This is a genomic window from Ligilactobacillus salitolerans, assembly GCF_003864415.1.
Lineage (GTDB): Bacteria > Bacillota > Bacilli > Lactobacillales > Lactobacillaceae > Ligilactobacillus > Ligilactobacillus salitolerans.
Map to the genome: position 1 here is coordinate 45941 of NZ_BFFP01000007.1, position 19246 is coordinate 65186.

Genomic DNA, 19246 nt, shown 5'->3' on the forward strand with positions numbered 1-19246 from the left:
ACCATTTTGTTTAGCAGGCAAAAGTGCCTGTTGAACAAATTTTTTCGAGCAGATTGCTTGAAAATAGCGGGTTGAATGGGCTTTTTTGTTGGGCAAACGTCTTGCACAATATTAAATTACTTAACCAATTGGTTTTTGCCCTTGTTCGGTGTATAGTAAATATGGATATTTTAAAATTTTTTTAACAAAGGAGGGGCTGCGAATGAACATTCTGGATCTAGCGCGCTTTCAATTTGGAATGACAACGATCTTCCACTTTTTCTTCGTTCCGTTTTCGATCGGGACTGGTTTAGTAGTTGCAATTATGGAAACCATGTGGGTTCGGACTAAAGATCGGCTGTATCTGCGGATGACTAAGTTCTGGGGTAATATTTTCCTGCTTAGTTTTGCGGTGGGCGTTGTTACCGGGATCATTCAAGAGTTCCAGTTTGGAATGAACTGGTCGGATTATTCACGTTTTATGGGAGATATTTTTGGTGCGCCATTGGCCATCGAAGCTTTACTTGCTTTCTTTATGGAGTCGACTTTCTTGGGGTTGTGGATCTTTACTTGGAAGATGGTCAAGCCTTGGCTGCATAACCTCTTTATGTGGCTGGTGACTGCTGCTTCGATGCTGTCGGCTTTTTGGATCATTACGGCCAATGCTTTCATGCAGCATCCAACCGGTTACGCGATCAAAAATGGGCGGGCAGTCATGACCAGTTTTCCTAAGCTGATCGCCAATACCCAGGCCTGGTATGAATTCTCTCACGTTATCGCAGGTGCGATCGCGATGGGCGGTTTCTTGATCGCGGGGATGGCAGCTTTTAAATTACTTAACAAGCAATTAAAGGAAAAGGACTTTTTCAAACGCTCCTTGAAGTTGGGCTTAGTTGTTGGTTTAGTCGGTTCGATCGCGGTCTTTGCCGCTGGCGACCGCCAGATGTCGGCCTTGATCAAAGACCAGCCGATGAAATTTGCCGCAACTGAAGGCGAGTTTAAAAACTCCCCAGACCCGGCTCCGTGGAAATTGATCGATGTCATCGACCCAGTGACCCACGAAGAGAAGTTTACGATCGAGATCCCGTACATGCTCAGTCTGCTGTCTTTCCATAAACCTTATGGTTCGATCGAAGGCATGGACTCAGTCAATAAAAAGCTGCAAGCTAAGTATGGGGATCAAAACAATTATTACCCGCCAATCAATACCCTGTTCTTGAGTTTCCATTTGATGGCACTCTTTGGTATGGCAATGCTTGGTGTGGCGGTCTTGGGCTTGTTCTTTGCCCGCAAAAAGAGCCAACTGCTTTTTAGGCAAAAATGGATGCTTTGGATCGTAGGTCTCTTTACTTTTGTACCTTTTATTACCAACACGACCGGTTGGCTGGTCACTGAATTAGGACGTTATCCGTGGACTGTTTATGGGCTCTTTACGATCAAGCAGAGTGTCTCGCCAAACGTTTCGGTTGGTTCACTGCTGACCTCTAACATTATTTACTTCCTGCTGTTCACCTTCTTGGCGATCGTGATGGTAAGTTTGGTCGTTAAGGAGCTCAAGAAGGGGCCTGATGCTGATGAAGAGTCGACCTTAAGTTCTGAACAAGAAGTAGATCCTTTCAATAAGGAGGCGTTTGAATAATGTCGACATTACAATTGATCTGGTTTATTATTATCGGCGTTTTATTCGCGGGCTTCTTTTTCTTGGAAGGCTTCGATTTTGGGGTCGGAATGTCAGTTTTGACCCTGGCTAAAGATGAAGATGAACGCGACCAAGTGATCGCTACGATCGGACCGGTGTGGGACGGGAATGAAGTTTGGCTGATCACAGCCGGCGGAGCAATGTTTGCTTCTTTCCCATACTGGTACTCATCTTTATTTTCCGGCTACTATTTAGTTTTGTTTATCATTTTGTTCGGCTTGATCATCCGGGGTGTTTCGTTTGAATTCCGGGGCAAGACATCTCCTGAAAAGAAGAATATTTGGAACTGGACCTTAGGTGTCGGCAGTTTCTTAGTTCCGTTCATGTTTGGGATCATGTTCATCAGCTTGGTTCAAGGTGTCCCAATGGATGCTCATGGTAATGTCTGGGCCGGCTTCACCGATTATGTCAACCTCTTTTCTGTGGTTGGCGGTGTTGCCTTGACCTTACTCGCCTACCTGCACGGCTTAAACTATATTGGTCTGAAGACTGAATGGCCATTGCGTGGACGGGTGAAAAAATATGCCGAGATCTTGTATCCGGTTTTGTACGTCGGCTTAGTGGTTTTTGCGGTCCTCTTATACTTTAAGACAGACTTCTTTGAACGCCATTTTGCCGCAACGTTGAGCCTTTTGGTCGTGATCGTCTTGTTGTCGGTCAGTGCCCACATTTCAGTGATCAAGAACAATGAAGGCTGGGCCTTTGCTGCGAGCGGCTTGACGCTTGTTAGTTTGGTGGCTTTATTGTTCCAAGGGCTCTTCCCGCGTTTGATGATCTCATCGACTAAAGCCGCTAATGACTTGCTGATCACTAATTCGTCGTCATCGCCGTATACTTTGAAGGTCATGACGATCGTGGTCTGCACCTTCTTGCCGTTAGTTCTGCTGTATATTGGCTGGACTTACTATATCTTCAGAAAACGTGTGACTGGCAAAAAGATCAAGCATGAAGGCAGCGGTTATTAAGCTTTAAGAGTTATAGAATTTAAAAAGACGGTGAAATAATAAATAATGTTAGATAAAAAGATAATGGAACTCCCCGGTGCAAAGAAGATCATGTCCTTGTTAATGCTGTTGACTCTGCTCCAGGCTGGCGCGATCGTTGGTCAGACGATCACCATCTCGCATGCAATCGTCGGTTTATGGAACGGGGCTCCATTGTCTGCGCAAATTGCGTGGCTCGTATGGTTTATACTCCTATACGGGCTGCGCCATTTGTGTATATACATAAAACAACAGCGTTTGGATGTTTTTGCCAGCACGCAGTCACAAAAACTGCGCAACCAACTCCTCTCCAAGATCTTTCGGGTCGGCCCTGAGATTACGCAAAAAGAGGGGACGGGGAACGTCACTACGATGGCTCTGGAAGGGATCGACCAAGTCGAAGATTATTTGAGCTTGAGTCTTTCCAAAATGATCAATATGGCCTTGATCCCCTTTGTGATCTTGGCAGCGATCGCTTACTACGATTGGCGTGCCGCCGCATTTCTCTTGGTGATCTTACCAGTTGATGTCATTTTTATGATCATCCTGGGTTATGCCGCGCAAGACAAGGCAGACAAGCAGTATGCTTCTTACCAAGTCTTAGCCAACCACTTCGTTGATTCCTTGCGGGGAATTTCGACTTTGAAATATTTTGGTTTGAGCAAAAAGTACGGCAACAGCATTTTTAAGACGAGCGAGCGCTTTAGGAAAGCCACGATCTCTACCCTAAAAATTGCGATCCTGTCGACTTTTGCGCTAGACTTTTTTACCACCTTGTCGATCGCGGTCGTCGCGGTCTTCTTGGGCTTGCACCTGATCTCCGGCAGCATGCATTTACTGCCTTCTTTGATCATCTTGACGCTCAGCCCGGAATACTTCCTGCCGATCAGGGATTTTTCCAATGATTACCACGCGACTTTAAACGGTAAGCGGGCTTTTAGCGCGATCAACGAAATTTTGGCTTTCGATGAAAATTTGCCCGCAGAAAAAAGGCTTCCTGCCTGGAGTGCTGCTAGTCATCTGAAGGTTGACGAAATGGAACATTCCTACAGCACTTCGAGTCAAACTAACCAATTTTCCTTTGAACTTTCCGGCTTTCAAAAGGTGGGTGTGATCGGACTGAGCGGGTCCGGCAAGTCGACTCTGATCAACTTGTTGAGTGGATTTATCCAGCCGCACAAAGCGCAGATCAGCTATGACGACGTTGAATTGACCTCTTTTAAGCAGCCTGACTGGCAAAAACAGGTCATCTATATTCCGCAGGACCCGTATATTTTTCACGCTAGTTTACGCGAGAATATCTGTTTTTACTCCCGTGACGCAAGTACTGCTCAGGTCAATGAGGCAGTCAGCGTGGTAGGGTTGACGGATCTTGTTGCTAGTCTGCCTGAGGGGCTAGAGACTGTGATCGGTGAAGGTGCTCGTTCATTGAGCGGCGGGCAGGCCCAGCGGATCGCTCTGGCACGTGCGTTTCTAGATCAGTCGCGCAAGATCATTTTGTTTGATGAACCGACGGCGCATTTGGATATTGAGACCGAAGTTGAATTGAAGGAAAAAATGCTCCCGTTAATGGAAGGGCGCCTGGTGATCTTTGCCACGCACCGTTTGCACTGGCTAAATCAGATGGACCAGGTCTTGGTCTTAGACCACGGGCATGTGGTTGAAGCGGGGAGCCCGGATGAATTAAAGCACAAGCAGGGGGCTTTAGCTAAACTGCAACAAGCGATGGGGAGGATCTAAATGAAAATTTTGCATTTATTAAAAAATGACACTTGGATCAAGCCTTTTTTGAGCAAATATGCTAAAACGATGATCTTGGCGCTCTTTTTAGGCTTCATGACTTTCTTTTGTGCCGGAGCCTTGATGTTTAACTCTGGTTACCTGATCAGTAAATCAGCTTCTCTGCCAGAAAACATCCTACTCGTGTATGTCCCGATCGTTTTGACACGTGCCTTTGGGATTGGGCGGCCGGTATTCCGTTATCTGGAAAGACTGACCAGCCATAACTGGGTCTTAAAATTAACTAGTGAATTGCGGTTGCGACTCTACAATATTTTGGAAAAAGACGCGGTTTTCTTCAAAGAACGACACCAGACCGGCGACATTCTCGGCGTGTTGTCAGATGACATCGACCATATTCAGAACCTGTATCTCCGGACGGTTTTTCCCACAATCGTCGGGTGGCTGGTTTACATTTTTATTGTAATCGCCTTGGGCTTTTTCTCTGTGTTTTTCGCCTTGGCCATGCTGCTCTTGTTAGGCGTCTTAACGATCTTGATGCCACTGACAGCAGTTCTTGTGAATGGTGCCAACCAGGAAAAGCAAAAGCAAGTCAAAAACAACCTTTATACTGGCCTGACCGACAATGTCTTGGGTGTTTCAGACTGGATCTTCAGTCAACGCGGTCAAGAATACGTGGAGAAACATGATCAAGAAGAGGAGCGGCTGCGTTCATTTGACAGCCAGCTCAAGCACAATGAAAACTTGCGCAATCTTCTGGTTCAACTAGTGATCGCGGTCGTGACCGCGGCAATCCTGTGCTGGTCCGCCTTTCAATTTCCGGGCAACCATGGGGGAGCTGCCAATTGGATCGCTGCTTTCGTTCTAGTAGTTTTCCCTCTCAGTGATGCCTTTACTGCCTTACCAGGTGCCGCGCAGGAAACCAATATCTATCAGGATTCGCTGGCGCGGTTAAATGATCTATCGGCTGACTCCGAGCCAGAAAATGTTGTTTCAACTGAAAAAGAACAGCGTTTAATGGAGAGTGTGACTGGTCCATATGAGCTTAAAATTTCACACCTCAATTTCCGTTACCCGGATGGAGAGCGTGAGGTCTTGCAAAACCTTAACTTGGATATTAATTCGGGACAAAAGCTCGCCGTCTTAGGACGCAGCGGTTCTGGCAAGACGACTCTGACTCACCTCTTGCGCGGAAATCTCAAGCCGACAGCTGGTGAGATCCTCTTGAATGGGATCCCGGTCAGTGATTTCGGTGAACAGATCAGCCAATTGGTGGGAGTGATCGATCAGGAACCATATCTCTTTAGAACGAGCGTCCGCAATAACCTAAAATTTGGGAATGAGGAAGCAACTGATGATGAGATCTGGTCTGTTTTGGATCGTGTCGGTCTGAGCAAAATGGTCGAGCGTTTGCCTGAACGGTTAGACACCCAAGTCGATGAAGCTGGACACCGTTTTTCTGGCGGTGAACGACACCGGATGGCTTTGGCGCGGATCTTACTGCAAGATGTTCCACTGGTGATCTTGGACGAACCGACTGTAGCCTTGGATCCAGTGACTGAACAGGACTTGATCGAAACTTTTGTACATGAACTAAACGGCAAAACCTTGATCTGGGTCACACACCATTTGCAGGGCTTATCTTTAATGGATCGCGTGATTTTTGTTGAGGATGGTGAACTAAAAATCAACGGCACTCCAGCTAAACTGGCCGAAACAAACGAACACTACCGCCGGTTGCTTGCAATCGATCGCGGAACTATCTAAAAAGGGAATGGCATTTTTGCCATTCCCTTTACTTTGGTTTGATAAATTCGCGGCTAGACTGGCAAAGTAAGGTTAGAACCGGGGACTATGATGTAACATTCTCAAAGTTTTGCCAGAGACCTCGAGCTCCGCCATAAGTTAGCCAAAGTAACGTCCGAGCTGCCGAGGTCGGCCACAAGTTCACCAAAGTAACGTCCGAGCCAGTGAGGTCGGCCATAAGTTTAGCAAAGTAGCGTCCGAGCCAGTGAGGTCGGCCATAAGTTTAGCAAAGTAACGTCCGAGCCGGTGAGGTCGGCCACAAGTTTGGCAAAGTAAGGTCCGAGCCGCCGAGGTCGGCCATAAGTTTAGCAAAGTAACGTCCGAGCCAGTGAGGTCGGCCATAAGTTTAACTAAGTAATGTCCGAGCCAGTGAGGTCGGCCACAAGTTTAGCAAAGTAACGTCCGAGCTGCCGAGGTCGGCCATAAGTTCGCCAAAGAAACGCCCGAGCCGGTGAGGTCGGCCATAAGTTTAGCAAAGTAACGTCTGAGCTCACAAAAAAGCTGCCCATCCCATTTAGGAACAGGCAGCCCGATCAAGTTATACTAATTTTATCTAAAATTAAATGTCATTATCCAGCGCTTCCACTTATTTATGCAGTTTTTTAGGATGCGCGACTTAAGAGCTTGATGGCGAGAGCACGGATCTGGCGCGCCGCCTTTTTGTTGCTAAGCTGGTCGATTTGTTCTAAAGCCAGGTCAGTATAGTGTTGAGCAAGCTTGCGTGCTTCATTGACGCCTTCGTGTTTGCGCACGAGTTGTGCAATTTGCTGGATCCCTTCGGTATTGATCGACTGTTTTTTTGCCAATAGCGGGCGGAACTCTTCTGGGGCTTTGGCATATGCAAATAAGAGCGGTGAGGTATAAACTCCTTCGGCGACATCTTCTAAGACTGGTTTTTTCAAATCAGCGGATGTGCCCGAATAATCTAAGATGTCATCGTAGATTTGAAAAGCCGTGCCGATGTTTAGACCGATCTCACCAGCTAGATGTTCATTTTCGTCATCAGGAGCCGTAAAGTGGATACCTTCCATACAAGCTAACTTGAAGAGTGCTGCTGTTTTTCCTTGAACGTTGGCGAGGTAATCATCGATCGTCTGCTCTTGTGAATAACGCAGATGCATCTGACTGAGTTCACCCAGCAGCAGCTCGTACATTGCTTTTGAATTGTATTGCATGTAAACAGAGCCGTTCATGACTTCCGCCAGCAGACTGAAAAAGACCGTGAACAGCAGATCGCCGGCATAAACAGCAACGTCTTTGCCATAATGCGCCTGGACAGTAACATTTCCCCGGCGTAAAGGCGAATCATCGATAATATCATCATGGATCAAAGTAGCCTTATGTAAGATCTCAAGGGAAGCGGCGATTTTGATCAGCTGCTCATCTTGATGTGTCGGGTTTTCTGCCAGTTGGCTGAAAAGTAAGAAAATTCCAGGGCGCAATAATTTGCCCTGATCAGTCGAGATAGAATCCAACAGTTCTTTAACATTGGGATTATTAGTTTGGAGCCGTTCATTGATCAAGCGTTCAACTTGGTGTAATTGTTTGCCTATTCGGGGATATTTATTCCATAATGTAAACATGTGCTTATTTCCTTCCTGTTTCTTTTTGAAACAAGTTCATACACTATATTAAACCATATTTTGGAGAGATGTGAAAAACATTTAATTGAGAGAAAAAGGAAAGAATTGCTGCAAAACTTCTCGTTTACTGCTATTTCTGGTAAAATAGATTGTGCAAAATAAATTATGGTACATAGTTCGCTTAAATTAGTTGACTCGCAGGCCTAATATTCAGCAAATTTCCGCTTTTTGGAATAAAATTATCATTGAGAAAAACTAGAGTGGAGCAAGGGAGTTTAGCCAAATTGCAGTGTCAAACTATCCTCAGTTAATAATTCTGAAAAATGAATTGTCAGTTGAAGTCCGTTAGTACTCAGAATCTCCCGAATCGCTCCGCTCTGGTTTTTGTAGTCGAGCTCCGCGAGGCAGAAGATTGCGCCTAACCAACTTCAGCCAACAATGCTGAAAAACGCATTCTTGGCTGAAGTCCGTTAGTGCTCATTTTCTGAACGCCTCGCTCCGCTCTGTGATTGTAGTCGAGCTCCGCGAAACAGAAAGCTGCACTTATCTAACTTCAGACAACTATTGCGTAGCCCACAATAATTGCCTAAAGTCCGATAATGCTCACTTTCTACCGTTTCGCTTCGCTCTGTCTTTGAAAGGGGGTGTTACCTTGCCTATTCCCGTATTTTTGGAACTTGTTGAAATTAAAGCCAAAACTGCCAGTGTCTTGCCCTTTATCTTAGGTGCCTGCTATAGCTGGTACAATTTCCATTCTCTTCATCCGCTATTGCTGCTTGCTTTTTTCATTGCCATGTTCTTATTTAACATGTCCGTTGACATCCTTGATAATTACAATGACTACCATCATGCTGTCGATGAAAAAAATTACAAGCAAAATACTAACATTATTGGTCGAGAACATTTATCATTAAAATTAGTTTTTGGACTTATGACCTCTATGATCTTGCTTGCGACTTTGATCGGTCTTTATTTGAGTTATGCTGCCGGCTGGCCCGTCCTTGTACTGGGTGTTTTCTGCTACTTAGTTGGGATCTTTTATTCTTCAGGACCGCGACCGCTTTCCAGCCTCCCGCTGGGGGAACTCTTTTCCGGTCCAACCATGGGCTTCATGATCACTTTGATCTGTGTCTACATCAATACTTACCAAGATTTTACTTGGAATTGGTCAACCGTGTTGGGTGTTTTCTTGATCTCACTTCCTGATACCTTGTGGATCTCCAACCTAATGCTGGCGAACAATACCTGCGATTTGGATGAAGACGAAAAAAATCAGCGGTATACCCTCTCGCATTACCTTGGAAAAGAGAATTCCGTGCGATTATTTGTTATAATGAATGTTATGGCAGTGCTTGCACTGGTCTTAGCTGTGGTCGTCAAAATTGCTCCGTGGACCGTTTTGTTATCTTTGCTGGTTTTACCGGTCATTTATAAAAATGTACGCAAGTTTCAGGAAAAGCAGGTCAAAAAAGAAACCTTTTCCTGTGCAGTCAAAATTTTAGCAATCGGTTCAGCTGCACAAGCTTTATCTTATTTAGTCTATATTATTTTTACACTTTAAGGAGAGATTCAAATGAAAGAAATCGTTATTTTAGGCGGCGGATACGCTGGTTTACGTGCTTTGAAGTTCTTGCAAAAGAGCAAGGGTGGTTTCCATATTACTTTGGTTGATCGCAATGACTACCACTACGAAGCTACTGATTTGCACGAAGTTGCTGCAGGAACACAGCCTGCCGAAAAGATCCTTTATCCGATCGAAGATGTAGTCGATCCAGATGTTACAACATTTGTACAAGCTACGGTTGAAAAAATCGCTCGTGACAAACAAGAAGTCAGCTTGGATAACGGTGAAGTCCTTTCTTATGACTACTTGATCGTCGGCTTAGGCTTCCGTTCAGAATCATTTGGCATCCCAGGTGTTGAAGAAAACTCTTTGCCAATGGTTGATGTTAAGACTTCGATCGCAGTTCATGATCATATCATCGAACAGTTAGAAGATTATAAAGAAACTCAAAATCCAGATGACTTGAAGATCGTTGTCTGTGGTGCTGGCTTCACTGGTGTCGAATTGCTTGGTGCCTTGAATGATGCTCGCGGCGAATACGCTGAGATCGCAGGTGTGGCTCCAGAACGCATCGAACTGTACGTGGTTGAAGCTGTGACCCGCTTATTGCCGATGTTCCCAGAAAGTTTGGCAGATTATGGCGTTGCTAAGCTGGAAAGCTGGGGGATCAAGTTCTTAACTGGCAAACCGATCAAGGAAATCAAACCGCAGACTGTTGTTTATCAAACTAATGCTGAGACCGGCGAAACAGCTGAACTGACAGCTAACACCATTATCTGGACTACAGGTGTTTCCGGCAGCAAAGTTATTGACGAATCAGGCTTCTCTGCACGTCGCGGCCGCATGATGGTCGATAGCGATCTCCGTGATCCAGATTATCGCAACGTTTACCTTGTTGGTGACTGCTCAGCAGTGATGGATCCTGAATCCAACCGTCCATATCCAACTACTGCTCAGATCTCATTAGTGATGGGTGAATTAGCCGCTAAGAATATTTTGGCTCAATTGTCTGGCCGTGAGACTGGTGACTTTGCATATACTTCACTGGGAACTGTTGCTTCGATCGGCAACACGCACGCCTTTGGTGTTGTCGGCACTAAGACTCCAGTTAAGGGCTATGCTGCTTCTGCTTTGAAGAAAGTTATCATGGACAAGTCATTACTTGAAACTGGCGGTTCAAAAGAACTCTTGGCTAAAGGCCGGTTTGACCTTTACCACTAGGATCAAAGTTTAGAAAATCTTTGAAAGTCTTGCTTCCTGATAGGGAGTGAGGCTTTTCTTATATCATAAAATAAGCAAGATAGCAGAGAATTCGAATAAAGTGTAATATAATTTACTGTGGCTTGAAATTTGTATTTCTAAGTATTAAAAAAGGTGTCTTAAAGTGTAACTAGTCATTTTGGGCTGGAAACGCCTTGAAAATTGGAGGCTATTAGAATGAAAGTAATATGGCATGGACATTCGTTTATTGAGATCCAAACTGCAGGCAAACAGCTTTTAATAGATCCATTTATTGACGGTAATCCTTTTACCCAAGTTAAAGCTGCTGATTTTACTGAGACAGACTATATCTTATTGACTCACGCGCACGCCGATCATGTCGGATCCACCGAAGAGATCGCGCAAAATTCTGGGGCAACTATCATTGCAATGACGGACCTGGCAAAATATTTCGCGCAAAAAGGGTTCAAGACAGCCGGTCCCAATATTGGCGGAACAGAGGACTTTGACTTTGGTACAGTTAAAGTCATTCCGGCATGGCACACAGCGGCTGCTCCAGTCGCTGGGATCCAGCTGCCGATAGGTGTTGCGACAGGATTAGCTATCAAGAGTGAGGGTAAGCTGATTTATATTGCGGGTGATACTGGCTTGTTTTCTGACATGCAGCTGGTAGCTCGTCACCAGCCGGCTGATCTGGCTTTCTTGCCAATTGGAGATCACTTCACTATGGGTGCTGACGATGCGGCTTATGCTGCCAAATTAGTTCAAGCCAAGACTGTTGTCCCTGTTCATTACAACACCTTCCCAGCAATCAAGCAGGATCCGCAAGAGTTTTTGGACTTGTTAGAGGATGGACAAAAGGGTTATTTGCCCGAAGTTGACCAAGCTTGGACTTTGTAGTCGAGCTGCGTCAAGCAGAAAGTTGCGCCTAGCTAACTTCGCCATCACAGTGCAAAACCCGCACTATAATGCCAAAGTCCGCTAGTGCTCGCTTTCTTTCGCTTGACTCCGCTCTGTTTTTTGTAGTCGAGCTGCGTCAAGCAGAAAGTTGCGCCTAGCTACCTTCGCCATCACAGTGCAAACCCCGCACTATAATGCCAAAGTCTGCTCGTGCTCGCTTTCTTTCGCTTGACTCCGCTCTGTTTTTTGTAGTCGAGCTGCGTCAAGCAGAAAGTTGCGCCTAGCTACCTTCGCCATCACAGTGCAAAACCAGCACTATAATGCCAAAGTCTGCTAGTGCTCGCTTTCTTTCGCTTGACTCCGCTCTGTTTTTTGTAGTCGAGCTCCACAAACCAGACACTTCCGCTTATCCAGCTCTGAACCCATGGTGCAAAAGGCGCACCATAAGTTCGGAACCCGATAATGCTCGGTGTCTTTCGGTTTGTTTCGCTCTGTTTTTGTAGTCGAGCTCCGCAATTCAGATTCTTCCGCTTAACTAAGACCGAAGCCACAGCGCCAAAACCGCGCTATAACTTCGGCCTCCGTTAATGCTCAGAATCTCCCGAATTGCTCCGCTCTGTGATTGATAGGAAGTTATGTAGAATGAAATTGAAAATGCAACAACTCCCTTTATGGCGCCAAAACCTGTATGTTCTTTGGTTTGGTGTTTTCATGACGGGTATGGGCATGAGCGAGATCATGCCTTTTTTATCTTTATTCATCGCCGAACTGGGCGATTTTTCCAAAGAACAGCTCTCCTTATACAGTGGGCTGATTTTTGCCGTCACTTTCCTGGTGATGGCCATCGTTTCGCCGCTCTGGGGAAAATTAGCCGACCAGAAAGGCCGCAAATTAATGCTTCTGCGCGCTTCGATCGGAATGTGCATCGTCATCTTTTTGATGGGCTTTGTTACTAATATCTGGGAGCTCCTTCTTTTGCGTGCCCTGCAAGGAGCCTTTGGCGGGTACGTTTCTAATTCCAATGCCTTGGTCGCCGCTCAAACCCCGCGTCAACATTCTGGACATGCACTAAGTATCCTTGTTACCGGGATCACTGCCGGCAATCTGCTCGGGCCGTTGTTAGGCGGTTTCTTGGCTGATGCCTTCTCGTACCGGACATCATTTCACATTACAGGTGTGATCATGTTCTTGGTCTTCTTGTTGACCTGGGTTTTTGTGCACGAAAAGCAACAAGAACAGCCGGCACAAAAGCAGACTGTCACCAAGACCTTAACTTTTACGGATATTCGCAAAAATAAAGTCATCCTTTTATTGCTGACAACTACTTTGCTGGTTCAGGTCGTAACGATGTCGATCAACCCGATTTTAAGTTTGTTTGTTAAGCAATTATTGGATCCGGGGCAGTCAGTCACGATGATGGCTGGGCTGGTTGCTTCCATGCCCGGGATCTCGACGGTGATCGCCGCGCCGGCGTTTGGCAAGCTGGGTGATCGGATTGGGACCCATAAACTGCTGATTTTTGGTTTTGTCTTTGCGATGGTCGTTTTCGCTGCCACCACTTTTGTCACCAATGTCTATCTGTTAATGTTTTTGCGGCTTTTGACCGGTGTTTCTGATGCAGCACTTCTGCCAGTTATTCAGACTTTGCTCACCAAAAATACCGCCCCGGAGAACACCAGCCTGGTCTTTTCTTATAACCAGAGCTTTCAGTCTTTAGGCAATATGTGTGGGCCGTTATTTGGCTCAGCGATCGCTGCAATTTTCAACTATCGTGGGATCTTTGCTTTCTGCAGTTTGATCATGTTGATCAACTTTGTTTCTTTTACGCGAAGCAAATTATTTGTCTCGAACGAAAAATGAGTTTAATTTGAATAATAAATGTGTAAGTTGAAGGGGGGATTTGATGGCTGACAAATATACAAAAAAAGATTTGCTAGATCTGAAAAGCCAAACTATGCGCGAATATGCCGCGCAGTTCGAAAAGCATTACGCCGCTGGGTTAGCCAAAATTTTAAATATTTCTGCCATTCACGCCGTTTTAGCCCAGGATTTCGAAGATCGGATCTTGGCTGATTTAAAGGAGATGCACGGCGATAAACGGGTGATGATCCAGACCAATGGTCACGTTGCGCCGTACACGCTGATCATTTATTTAGGGGATGACCCGCTGGAGGCTTTCTCTAAGGGACGTTATGCCTTTGCTCAGTCGGCGGGACTCGAAAATATCATTACCCAATTAGTTGATCGTGATCCAGATCGGAGCGCTCAAGAAAAGGGCATGTTGGAAGACAATCTTTTATTGGGCTTATGTACCACTTTCTTGCTGACCAGCGTTTATATGATCGAAGACCCGATCATCAGCAAATACCTGACTCAGCCAGAACCGCCTAAGGTTGAAAATAATATTTTGGAATATTCTGCAAATGGGCGCAACATTGTTAATATTCCAACGATGCATCAGCTGGATGAAAAAGAACAGCAAACATTGAGCGTGATCTTAAAGTTGCGACCTGAGATCGATCAAACGACAGTTGATGTTCAGGCGGATCGTGCGCGCTACAGTGTATTTGATTTCTAACTAAAGATCGCAAGTTAAGTTGGAAGAAGCAAAGTTTTTATTGCCGCTGCAAGCAGCTTTGATCTCATCACTTTTAGTTTGCTTCACAGATATATTTCTTTTGAGCAGTTTCAAAAACACCAGCAAATTTTCTTGTCCTGAAAATTTGCTGGTGTTTTGCTAGTTATTTGGGCAGACTAACAGCCAACCTATTCGCGTTTGGAACATACTTTGACAAACTAACAGCCAATCGGTTCGTGTTTGGAACATACTTTGACAAACTAACAGCCAACCGGTTCGCGTTTGGAACATACTTTGGCAAACTAACAGCCAGCCGGTTCACGTTTGGAACATACTTTGGCAAACTAGCCGCCAATCGATTCGCGTTTGGTACAAAGATAGACAAACAAGAGTTGTGCCCTTATAATTGTGTAAAAAGAAAGATCATATCATTCTCATGATACAATCAATGTGGTTTCCAAACACAAACATTGAACAGGAGAAAATGATATGACCCAACTTAATATTAGCTTAGATTTCGACGAATTAACAGAGGCAATTACCAAGTCCGATATGAACACTGCAATGAAGGCCCTTGCGATTTCTGTTTTTAATGCTTACATGGAAGCAGAACGGGATCAATTCTTAAAAGCAAATCGTTATGAGCGTAGTGAGGATCGGGTTGATTCGCGAAATGGCTACTATGACCGTGATTTTCGTTTGTCGATCGGCAAGCTCAATCTGAGAGTTCCGCGAACCAGATCTGGTCAATTTTCAACTCAGCTTTTTGAAAAATACTGCAGGTCTGATCAGGCTTTTGTTTTAAGCATGGTTGAAGCAGTAGTTAATGGTGTTTCAACTCGCAAAGTCACAAATATTGTTGAAAATCTGTGCGGGGAGCAGGTCTCAAAGTCATTCGTTTCAAGTGTCATGACCCGCTTGGATCCGGAGCTCAAGAAGTTTCGGGAACGTTCACTGACTTATGAAAAGTTTCCGTATCTGTACGTAGATGCGCTGTATCTCAAGGTCCATGAAGAATCTCGGGTAGTTAGTAAAGCTTTGTATATCGCTCAGGGGGTGAACTCAAAAAATAAACGCGAGATTTTAGGCTTTAAAGTCACTGGGGCAGAGTCAGAAGAGAGCTGGTCCTCTTTCTTTAGAGAGCTTAGGGATCGTGGCCTGAGACAGCCGATCATGGTGACCTCTGATGCCCATGCAGGACTAAAGCGTGCAATTCAAAAGGAATTCCCCGGGACTTCCTGGCAACGTTGTACGGCTCATTTTATTCGTAATATTACTGACAAAATGCCTAAAAAAAAGAGTCGAAAAGCTCGACAACTAGTCAGCCAGATCTTTAAATCTAGTACAAAACAAGAGGCCAAAGAAAAAAGAGCAGAACTGGAAAAGCTGGTGGAAAAGAAAGACAATAAGGCCAAGTATACAAGATCTTTAGAAATATTAGATGAAGGCTTCGAGGATGCGCTGCAGTACTTGTCACAACCGGAACCTTATCAGATTAGCTTACGAACCACAAATTCATTGGAGCGCTTAAATCAGGAGATTCGCAGACGTGAACGTGTTGTCCGGATCTTCCCTAATGAAGCTGCAGCAGAACGCTTATTTGGAGCGATTTTGCAGGATTACCACGATCAGTGGCAAGAGCAAAAAAGAACATTTCTGCGCGATTTTTCACCTGAATTTCAGTAAAAATCCAAAAACAAGTGTAGCTACACGCTTAACAAGCTATTGAGCTTCAGGGGAGTAGTGTAATAAGCACAGTTAATAACTCCTCACCAAGGGCCACCAAGCGCCAGCGCGGTAGCAAAACGACAGTAAGAACATATTGAGAAGGCTCAAAAGGACATTTTAGTTTTGATAAATTGGACCCACTATCGGTCGATGAGTATTTAAATTTTTTGAAATAAAGATCTGGAAGCTGCATTGCATCGATTTTTGAATTTACACAGAAAAAAGGACTTGACCCAAACAAGCCGCCATCTCGCAAAGCAGCTAAAAAATAGCCTAAGCTTTGTCCGGCTCGCGATCTACTTTAAACTGCAGCCTTTGATTTTTGATACTTTGCAGGTTTCTTGACTTCCCTTGAGGGGTGAAGAAACTTTTTTTGTGTTATTTTCTATTTTAGAATAATAATAAAAAAGGTCTATGGATCTTTTTATTTGGGCGTTTTGCTTGCAGAACTGTTGTGATGAGCTTACAATGATTAGTGAATTTAGCATAAAAAAAAGCGGCTGATTTTTGCTGCTTAATTATTTGAACCGGGGGTAATTTTAAATGTCAGTTGATCCAAAGCAAGCTCAAGATGTGTGGAAAGATGTTGGAGAACATGTGCAATTTACCGTTTTAACTCTGAAACGTGAAGATCAAGCTCACGAGCGGGAGGTTATTCAAGAATTTGCCGACCGTTATCAAGCAATCTTACGGTCATTACGGATCAGGGATGCGGATCCCAAGACTGGTGTTTCTTCCTTAAAGGCGAGTTTCGGCTTCAGCAGTTCTGCTTTCGAATACCTTTTTCCTGATGCACCAAAACCGCATGAACTCGAAGAATTTACCGGCTTGAAAGGGCCCAAATACAGCATGCCTGCTACTCCTGGCGACCTGTTTTTTCATTTGCGGGCTAACAATGAAGCCGTGGTTTATGAAGCTCAGGCACAGTTTAGACGTTTCTTGGCAGACATCACCGATGTTCAAGACGAGACCAAAGGCTTCCGCTATTTTGAAGGACGGGCGATCATTGGTTTTGTCGACGGGACTGAAGCACCGCAAGTTGAAGATGCTGCCGATTATGCATTGATCGGCGCTGAGGATGAAAATTATATCAACGGTTCTTATGCCTTCGCGCAAAAATGGCGGCATAATATGGATTTTTGGGACAAATTAAAGACCGAACAGCAAGAAAAAGCTGTGGGGCGCGAGAAGTTCACGGATCTGGAGCTGGAAGACGAAGATAAGATGCCTAATGCCCATAACGTTAGTTCGAAAATTGAGATCGATGGTGAGGAACAAAAAATCGTTCGTATGAATGTTCCTTATTCTGATCCGGCTTCCGGCAACACCGGGACTTATTTTATCGGCTATGCCCGCCACTGGGAAGTTACTAAGCAGATGTGCCAGCAAATGGTTGATACATCCGACTTTTTGCTCACGTTCTCTGACCTTTTGAGTGGACAATTATTTTTCATTCCGTCACGGCCGACCTTGGACCAGATCGCGGAAGGCGAACTTTAATGCAAGCAGGCAAATTATTTGCTTAGCTTACAAAAAATTAGTAAAATCAAGTTGTGATTAAGGGAGGGAGATTTTTATGTATTTGAATGTAGAACCAGAAGCACAAGCAAAATTACAACAGTACTTGGATGCCGACAAAGACTTGCTCTTGGACTTTGATGATGGTGTTGGTCCGCTGTCCAATGTGGGAACCTGCACATTAGCCTCTGTTTTTCGGATCGTGGCTGTTGCCAAGGGTGCAGAGCAAAAAGATTACAACAAGGCTTTGGAATCTAACATTGGCACCTTTAGATATAAGGGTTACAGCGAAATGTATATGGATAATCAGATGCGTTTAATTGTTAATCCGACGAACAAGATGTTAAGTTTACGCGGCAGCAACAGTGGTGAACTGACCGGAATGGTTACCGTTGAGGATCTATCTGCCACAGCTTAAGCGTTGATTTAATTTCAAGGATCAGGCACTTCGTTTGAAGACGAAGCGGCCTGGTCCTTTTTGCATGCAAATGATTCGATTTGGATGAATATATCTCATCTTAAACTGAATAAGTTGAATTTTACTAAACGTAAAAACCATAGTATGCTTAATCCAACCTAGAAATCAGAAAGTTACGGAGGAGGATGCTTATGTTGCCGAAAATCTCACAGAGGATCATCCAGGAGCCCTCAGCGATGGATGAATTACTTGCTTTAAGCAGTCAGTGTCAACGAATTTCTTTTGCTGCAGGTTACCCAGCTGCCGAATTATTCCCTAAAAAGGAATTAGAAGAAGCCTTCGTACATAGGTCGCAGGCCAGCAAAGACGACCTCTACCAATATGCTAGTGTGGCGGGCTATGGACCCTTACGCAAGAAGTTGGCAACCAAAGCGCAAACGACTGGTATTACCGACATCGACGAGAATAATATCTGTTTGACACAAGGCGCGCAGCAGGGGATCAGCTTGCTGGCCGACTTATTCTTAGACGTGGATGATGGGGTCGTTGTCGAGGGACCCAGCTACATTGGCGCCATTCAAGCCTTTGAAAGCCGCAAACCGCGTTTTTACGAAATGGAAATGCTAAATGATGGACCTGACCTTGACCAATTAGAAGAAATTGTCAGTTCCCACTCGGTCAAAATTGTCTACACGATCCCAACATTCCAGAATCCAACGGGGGTCTGCATGTCTGTCGCTAAGCGCAAGCGCCTCGCCCGCATGGCTGAAAAATACAATTTTCTTGTGATCGAAGACGATCCCTACCGAGATTTACGTTATCAAGGCAAAGATCTGCCAAGCATTAAGTCTTTTGACCGGACAGGTAATGTTGTGATGCTTGGCAGTTTCTCCAAGATATTGGCACCTGCTTTACGCGTTGGCTGGCTGGTCGCCGACCAAGAAGTGTTGGACTTAGTGAATAAATTGCGTTCTGCTTCGGATTTTCAGCCCTCTAACGTGACCCTGCAAATGATCGACCAGTTTTTGGAAGAAAACAGTCTGTCAGCTCACATTCAGCGGTTACGTCAAGTTTATGGGCGAAGAGCAGCGACGATGCAGGCAGCCTTGGAAGAATACCTGCCGCAAGGTTGTTCATATTCGCGCCCAGAAGGAGGATTCTTTATCTGGGTCACTTTACCGCAAGGTTTATCCGCGGGCAAACTTTTACAAGACGGGCGTCCGGTGACCTTCATTGAAAGTTCGCAATTATACGCTGCCAGCCAGCGCGCAGATCAGCTGCGCCTGAACTTTACTGGTGTGTCAGAAGAGCAGATCCGTGAAGGCTGCCAGCTCTTAGGACAAGCCATCACTAAAGAACGCTGGGCATTGACTGCATAAAAATTAGACTAGGGCTCGAAAACAATTTTGTTTTTGGGTCTTTTTTTTCGCCAAATTTTGCCTGCTAAGTCAAGCCGCTCAGAAAATAGGGAAGTCGATTTCACTTGCATAATTCAAAGTTTGGTGATGGCGTCTTGCCTTGGTTTCATG

The 19246-nt window shown here is 45.0% G+C and carries 15 protein-coding genes; 13 read left to right on the forward strand and 2 right to left on the reverse strand.

Annotated elements, in window-relative coordinates; all coding sequences use genetic code 11:
• The first annotated feature begins 202 nt into the window (after positions 1 to 202).
• From LFYK43_RS03280 to cydC, 4 genes are read left to right on the forward strand one after another with little or no spacing between them, the layout of a single operon-like run.
• Positions 203 to 1618 (forward strand): cytochrome ubiquinol oxidase subunit I, encoded by a 1416-nt coding sequence (locus LFYK43_RS03280; RefSeq protein WP_124975396.1) that lies wholly within the window; start codon positions 203 to 205, stop codon positions 1616 to 1618.
• Complete coding sequence (gene cydB, locus LFYK43_RS03285; RefSeq protein WP_124975398.1) at positions 1618 to 2643, forward strand: cytochrome d ubiquinol oxidase subunit II; 1026 nt, start codon at positions 1618 to 1620, stop codon at positions 2641 to 2643. Before LFYK43_RS03280 ends, cydB begins: the two co-directional genes overlap by 1 nt.
• A gap of 45 nt (positions 2644 to 2688) precedes the next feature.
• The gene (gene cydD, locus LFYK43_RS03290; RefSeq protein ID WP_124975400.1) at positions 2689 to 4401 is read left to right on the forward strand and encodes a thiol reductant ABC exporter subunit CydD; all 1713 of its coding nucleotides are present in this window, start codon (positions 2689 to 2691) and stop codon (positions 4399 to 4401) included.
• On the forward strand, positions 4402 to 6168 hold the full coding sequence (gene cydC, locus LFYK43_RS03295) for a thiol reductant ABC exporter subunit CydC (RefSeq protein ID WP_124975402.1): 1767 nt from the start codon (positions 4402 to 4404) through the stop codon (positions 6166 to 6168). It abuts the gene before it with no gap.
• Positions 6169 to 6809: 641 nt separating this feature from the next.
• Here the strand turns inward: cydC and LFYK43_RS03300 are convergent.
• Positions 6810 to 7790: a polyprenyl synthetase family protein gene (locus tag LFYK43_RS03300; protein WP_124975404.1), complete on the reverse strand. Its 981-nt coding sequence runs from the start codon at positions 7788 to 7790 to the stop codon at positions 6810 to 6812.
• Positions 7791 to 8442: 652 nt separating this feature from the next.
• Here LFYK43_RS03300 and LFYK43_RS03305 point away from each other — a divergent pair.
• From LFYK43_RS03305 to LFYK43_RS03325, 5 genes are all read left to right on the forward strand, one after another.
• Positions 8443 to 9351, forward strand: a complete 909-nt coding sequence (locus LFYK43_RS03305; protein ID WP_124975406.1) for a prenyltransferase — start codon at positions 8443 to 8445, stop codon at positions 9349 to 9351.
• Between the two features lie 12 nt (positions 9352 to 9363).
• On the forward strand, positions 9364 to 10575 hold the full coding sequence (locus LFYK43_RS03310) for an NAD(P)/FAD-dependent oxidoreductase (RefSeq protein WP_124975408.1): 1212 nt from the start codon (positions 9364 to 9366) through the stop codon (positions 10573 to 10575).
• A gap of 216 nt (positions 10576 to 10791) precedes the next feature.
• Positions 10792 to 11475 (forward strand): metal-dependent hydrolase, encoded by a 684-nt coding sequence (locus tag LFYK43_RS03315; RefSeq protein ID WP_124975410.1) that lies wholly within the window; start codon positions 10792 to 10794, stop codon positions 11473 to 11475.
• Between the two features lie 642 nt (positions 11476 to 12117).
• Positions 12118 to 13335 carry an MFS transporter gene (locus LFYK43_RS03320; protein WP_124975412.1) on the forward strand — a complete coding sequence of 406 codons (1218 nt, stop codon included), beginning with the start codon at positions 12118 to 12120 and terminating at the stop codon, positions 13333 to 13335.
• A gap of 43 nt (positions 13336 to 13378) precedes the next feature.
• The gene (locus LFYK43_RS03325) at positions 13379 to 14053 is read left to right on the forward strand and encodes a hypothetical protein (protein WP_124975414.1); all 675 of its coding nucleotides are present in this window, start codon (positions 13379 to 13381) and stop codon (positions 14051 to 14053) included.
• A 163-nt stretch (positions 14054 to 14216) separates the two neighbouring features.
• Here the strand turns inward: LFYK43_RS03325 and LFYK43_RS12480 are convergent, their stop codons facing one another.
• Entirely contained in the window at positions 14217 to 14438 is a 222-nt protein-coding gene (locus LFYK43_RS12480) for a hypothetical protein (RefSeq protein ID WP_124975416.1), read from the reverse strand.
• A 104-nt stretch (positions 14439 to 14542) separates the two neighbouring features.
• Here LFYK43_RS12480 and LFYK43_RS03335 point away from each other — a divergent pair, with 104 nt between their 5' ends.
• The 4 genes from LFYK43_RS03335 to LFYK43_RS03350 all read left to right on the forward strand — a co-directional run bounded on the left by LFYK43_RS03335 (position 14543) and on the right by LFYK43_RS03350 (position 19096).
• The gene (locus LFYK43_RS03335; RefSeq protein WP_124975418.1) at positions 14543 to 15739 is read left to right on the forward strand and encodes an IS256 family transposase; all 1197 of its coding nucleotides are present in this window, start codon (positions 14543 to 14545) and stop codon (positions 15737 to 15739) included.
• A gap of 585 nt (positions 15740 to 16324) precedes the next feature.
• On the forward strand, positions 16325 to 17281 hold the full coding sequence (locus LFYK43_RS03340; RefSeq protein ID WP_124975420.1) for a Dyp-type peroxidase: 957 nt from the start codon (positions 16325 to 16327) through the stop codon (positions 17279 to 17281).
• A gap of 76 nt (positions 17282 to 17357) precedes the next feature.
• Complete coding sequence (locus LFYK43_RS03345; protein ID WP_124975422.1) at positions 17358 to 17717, forward strand: iron-sulfur cluster biosynthesis family protein; 360 nt, start codon at positions 17358 to 17360, stop codon at positions 17715 to 17717.
• Positions 17718 to 17908: 191 nt separating this feature from the next.
• Positions 17909 to 19096: an aminotransferase-like domain-containing protein gene (locus LFYK43_RS03350; RefSeq protein ID WP_124975424.1), complete on the forward strand. Its 1188-nt coding sequence runs from the start codon at positions 17909 to 17911 to the stop codon at positions 19094 to 19096.
• Positions 19097 to 19246 lie beyond the last annotated feature (150 nt).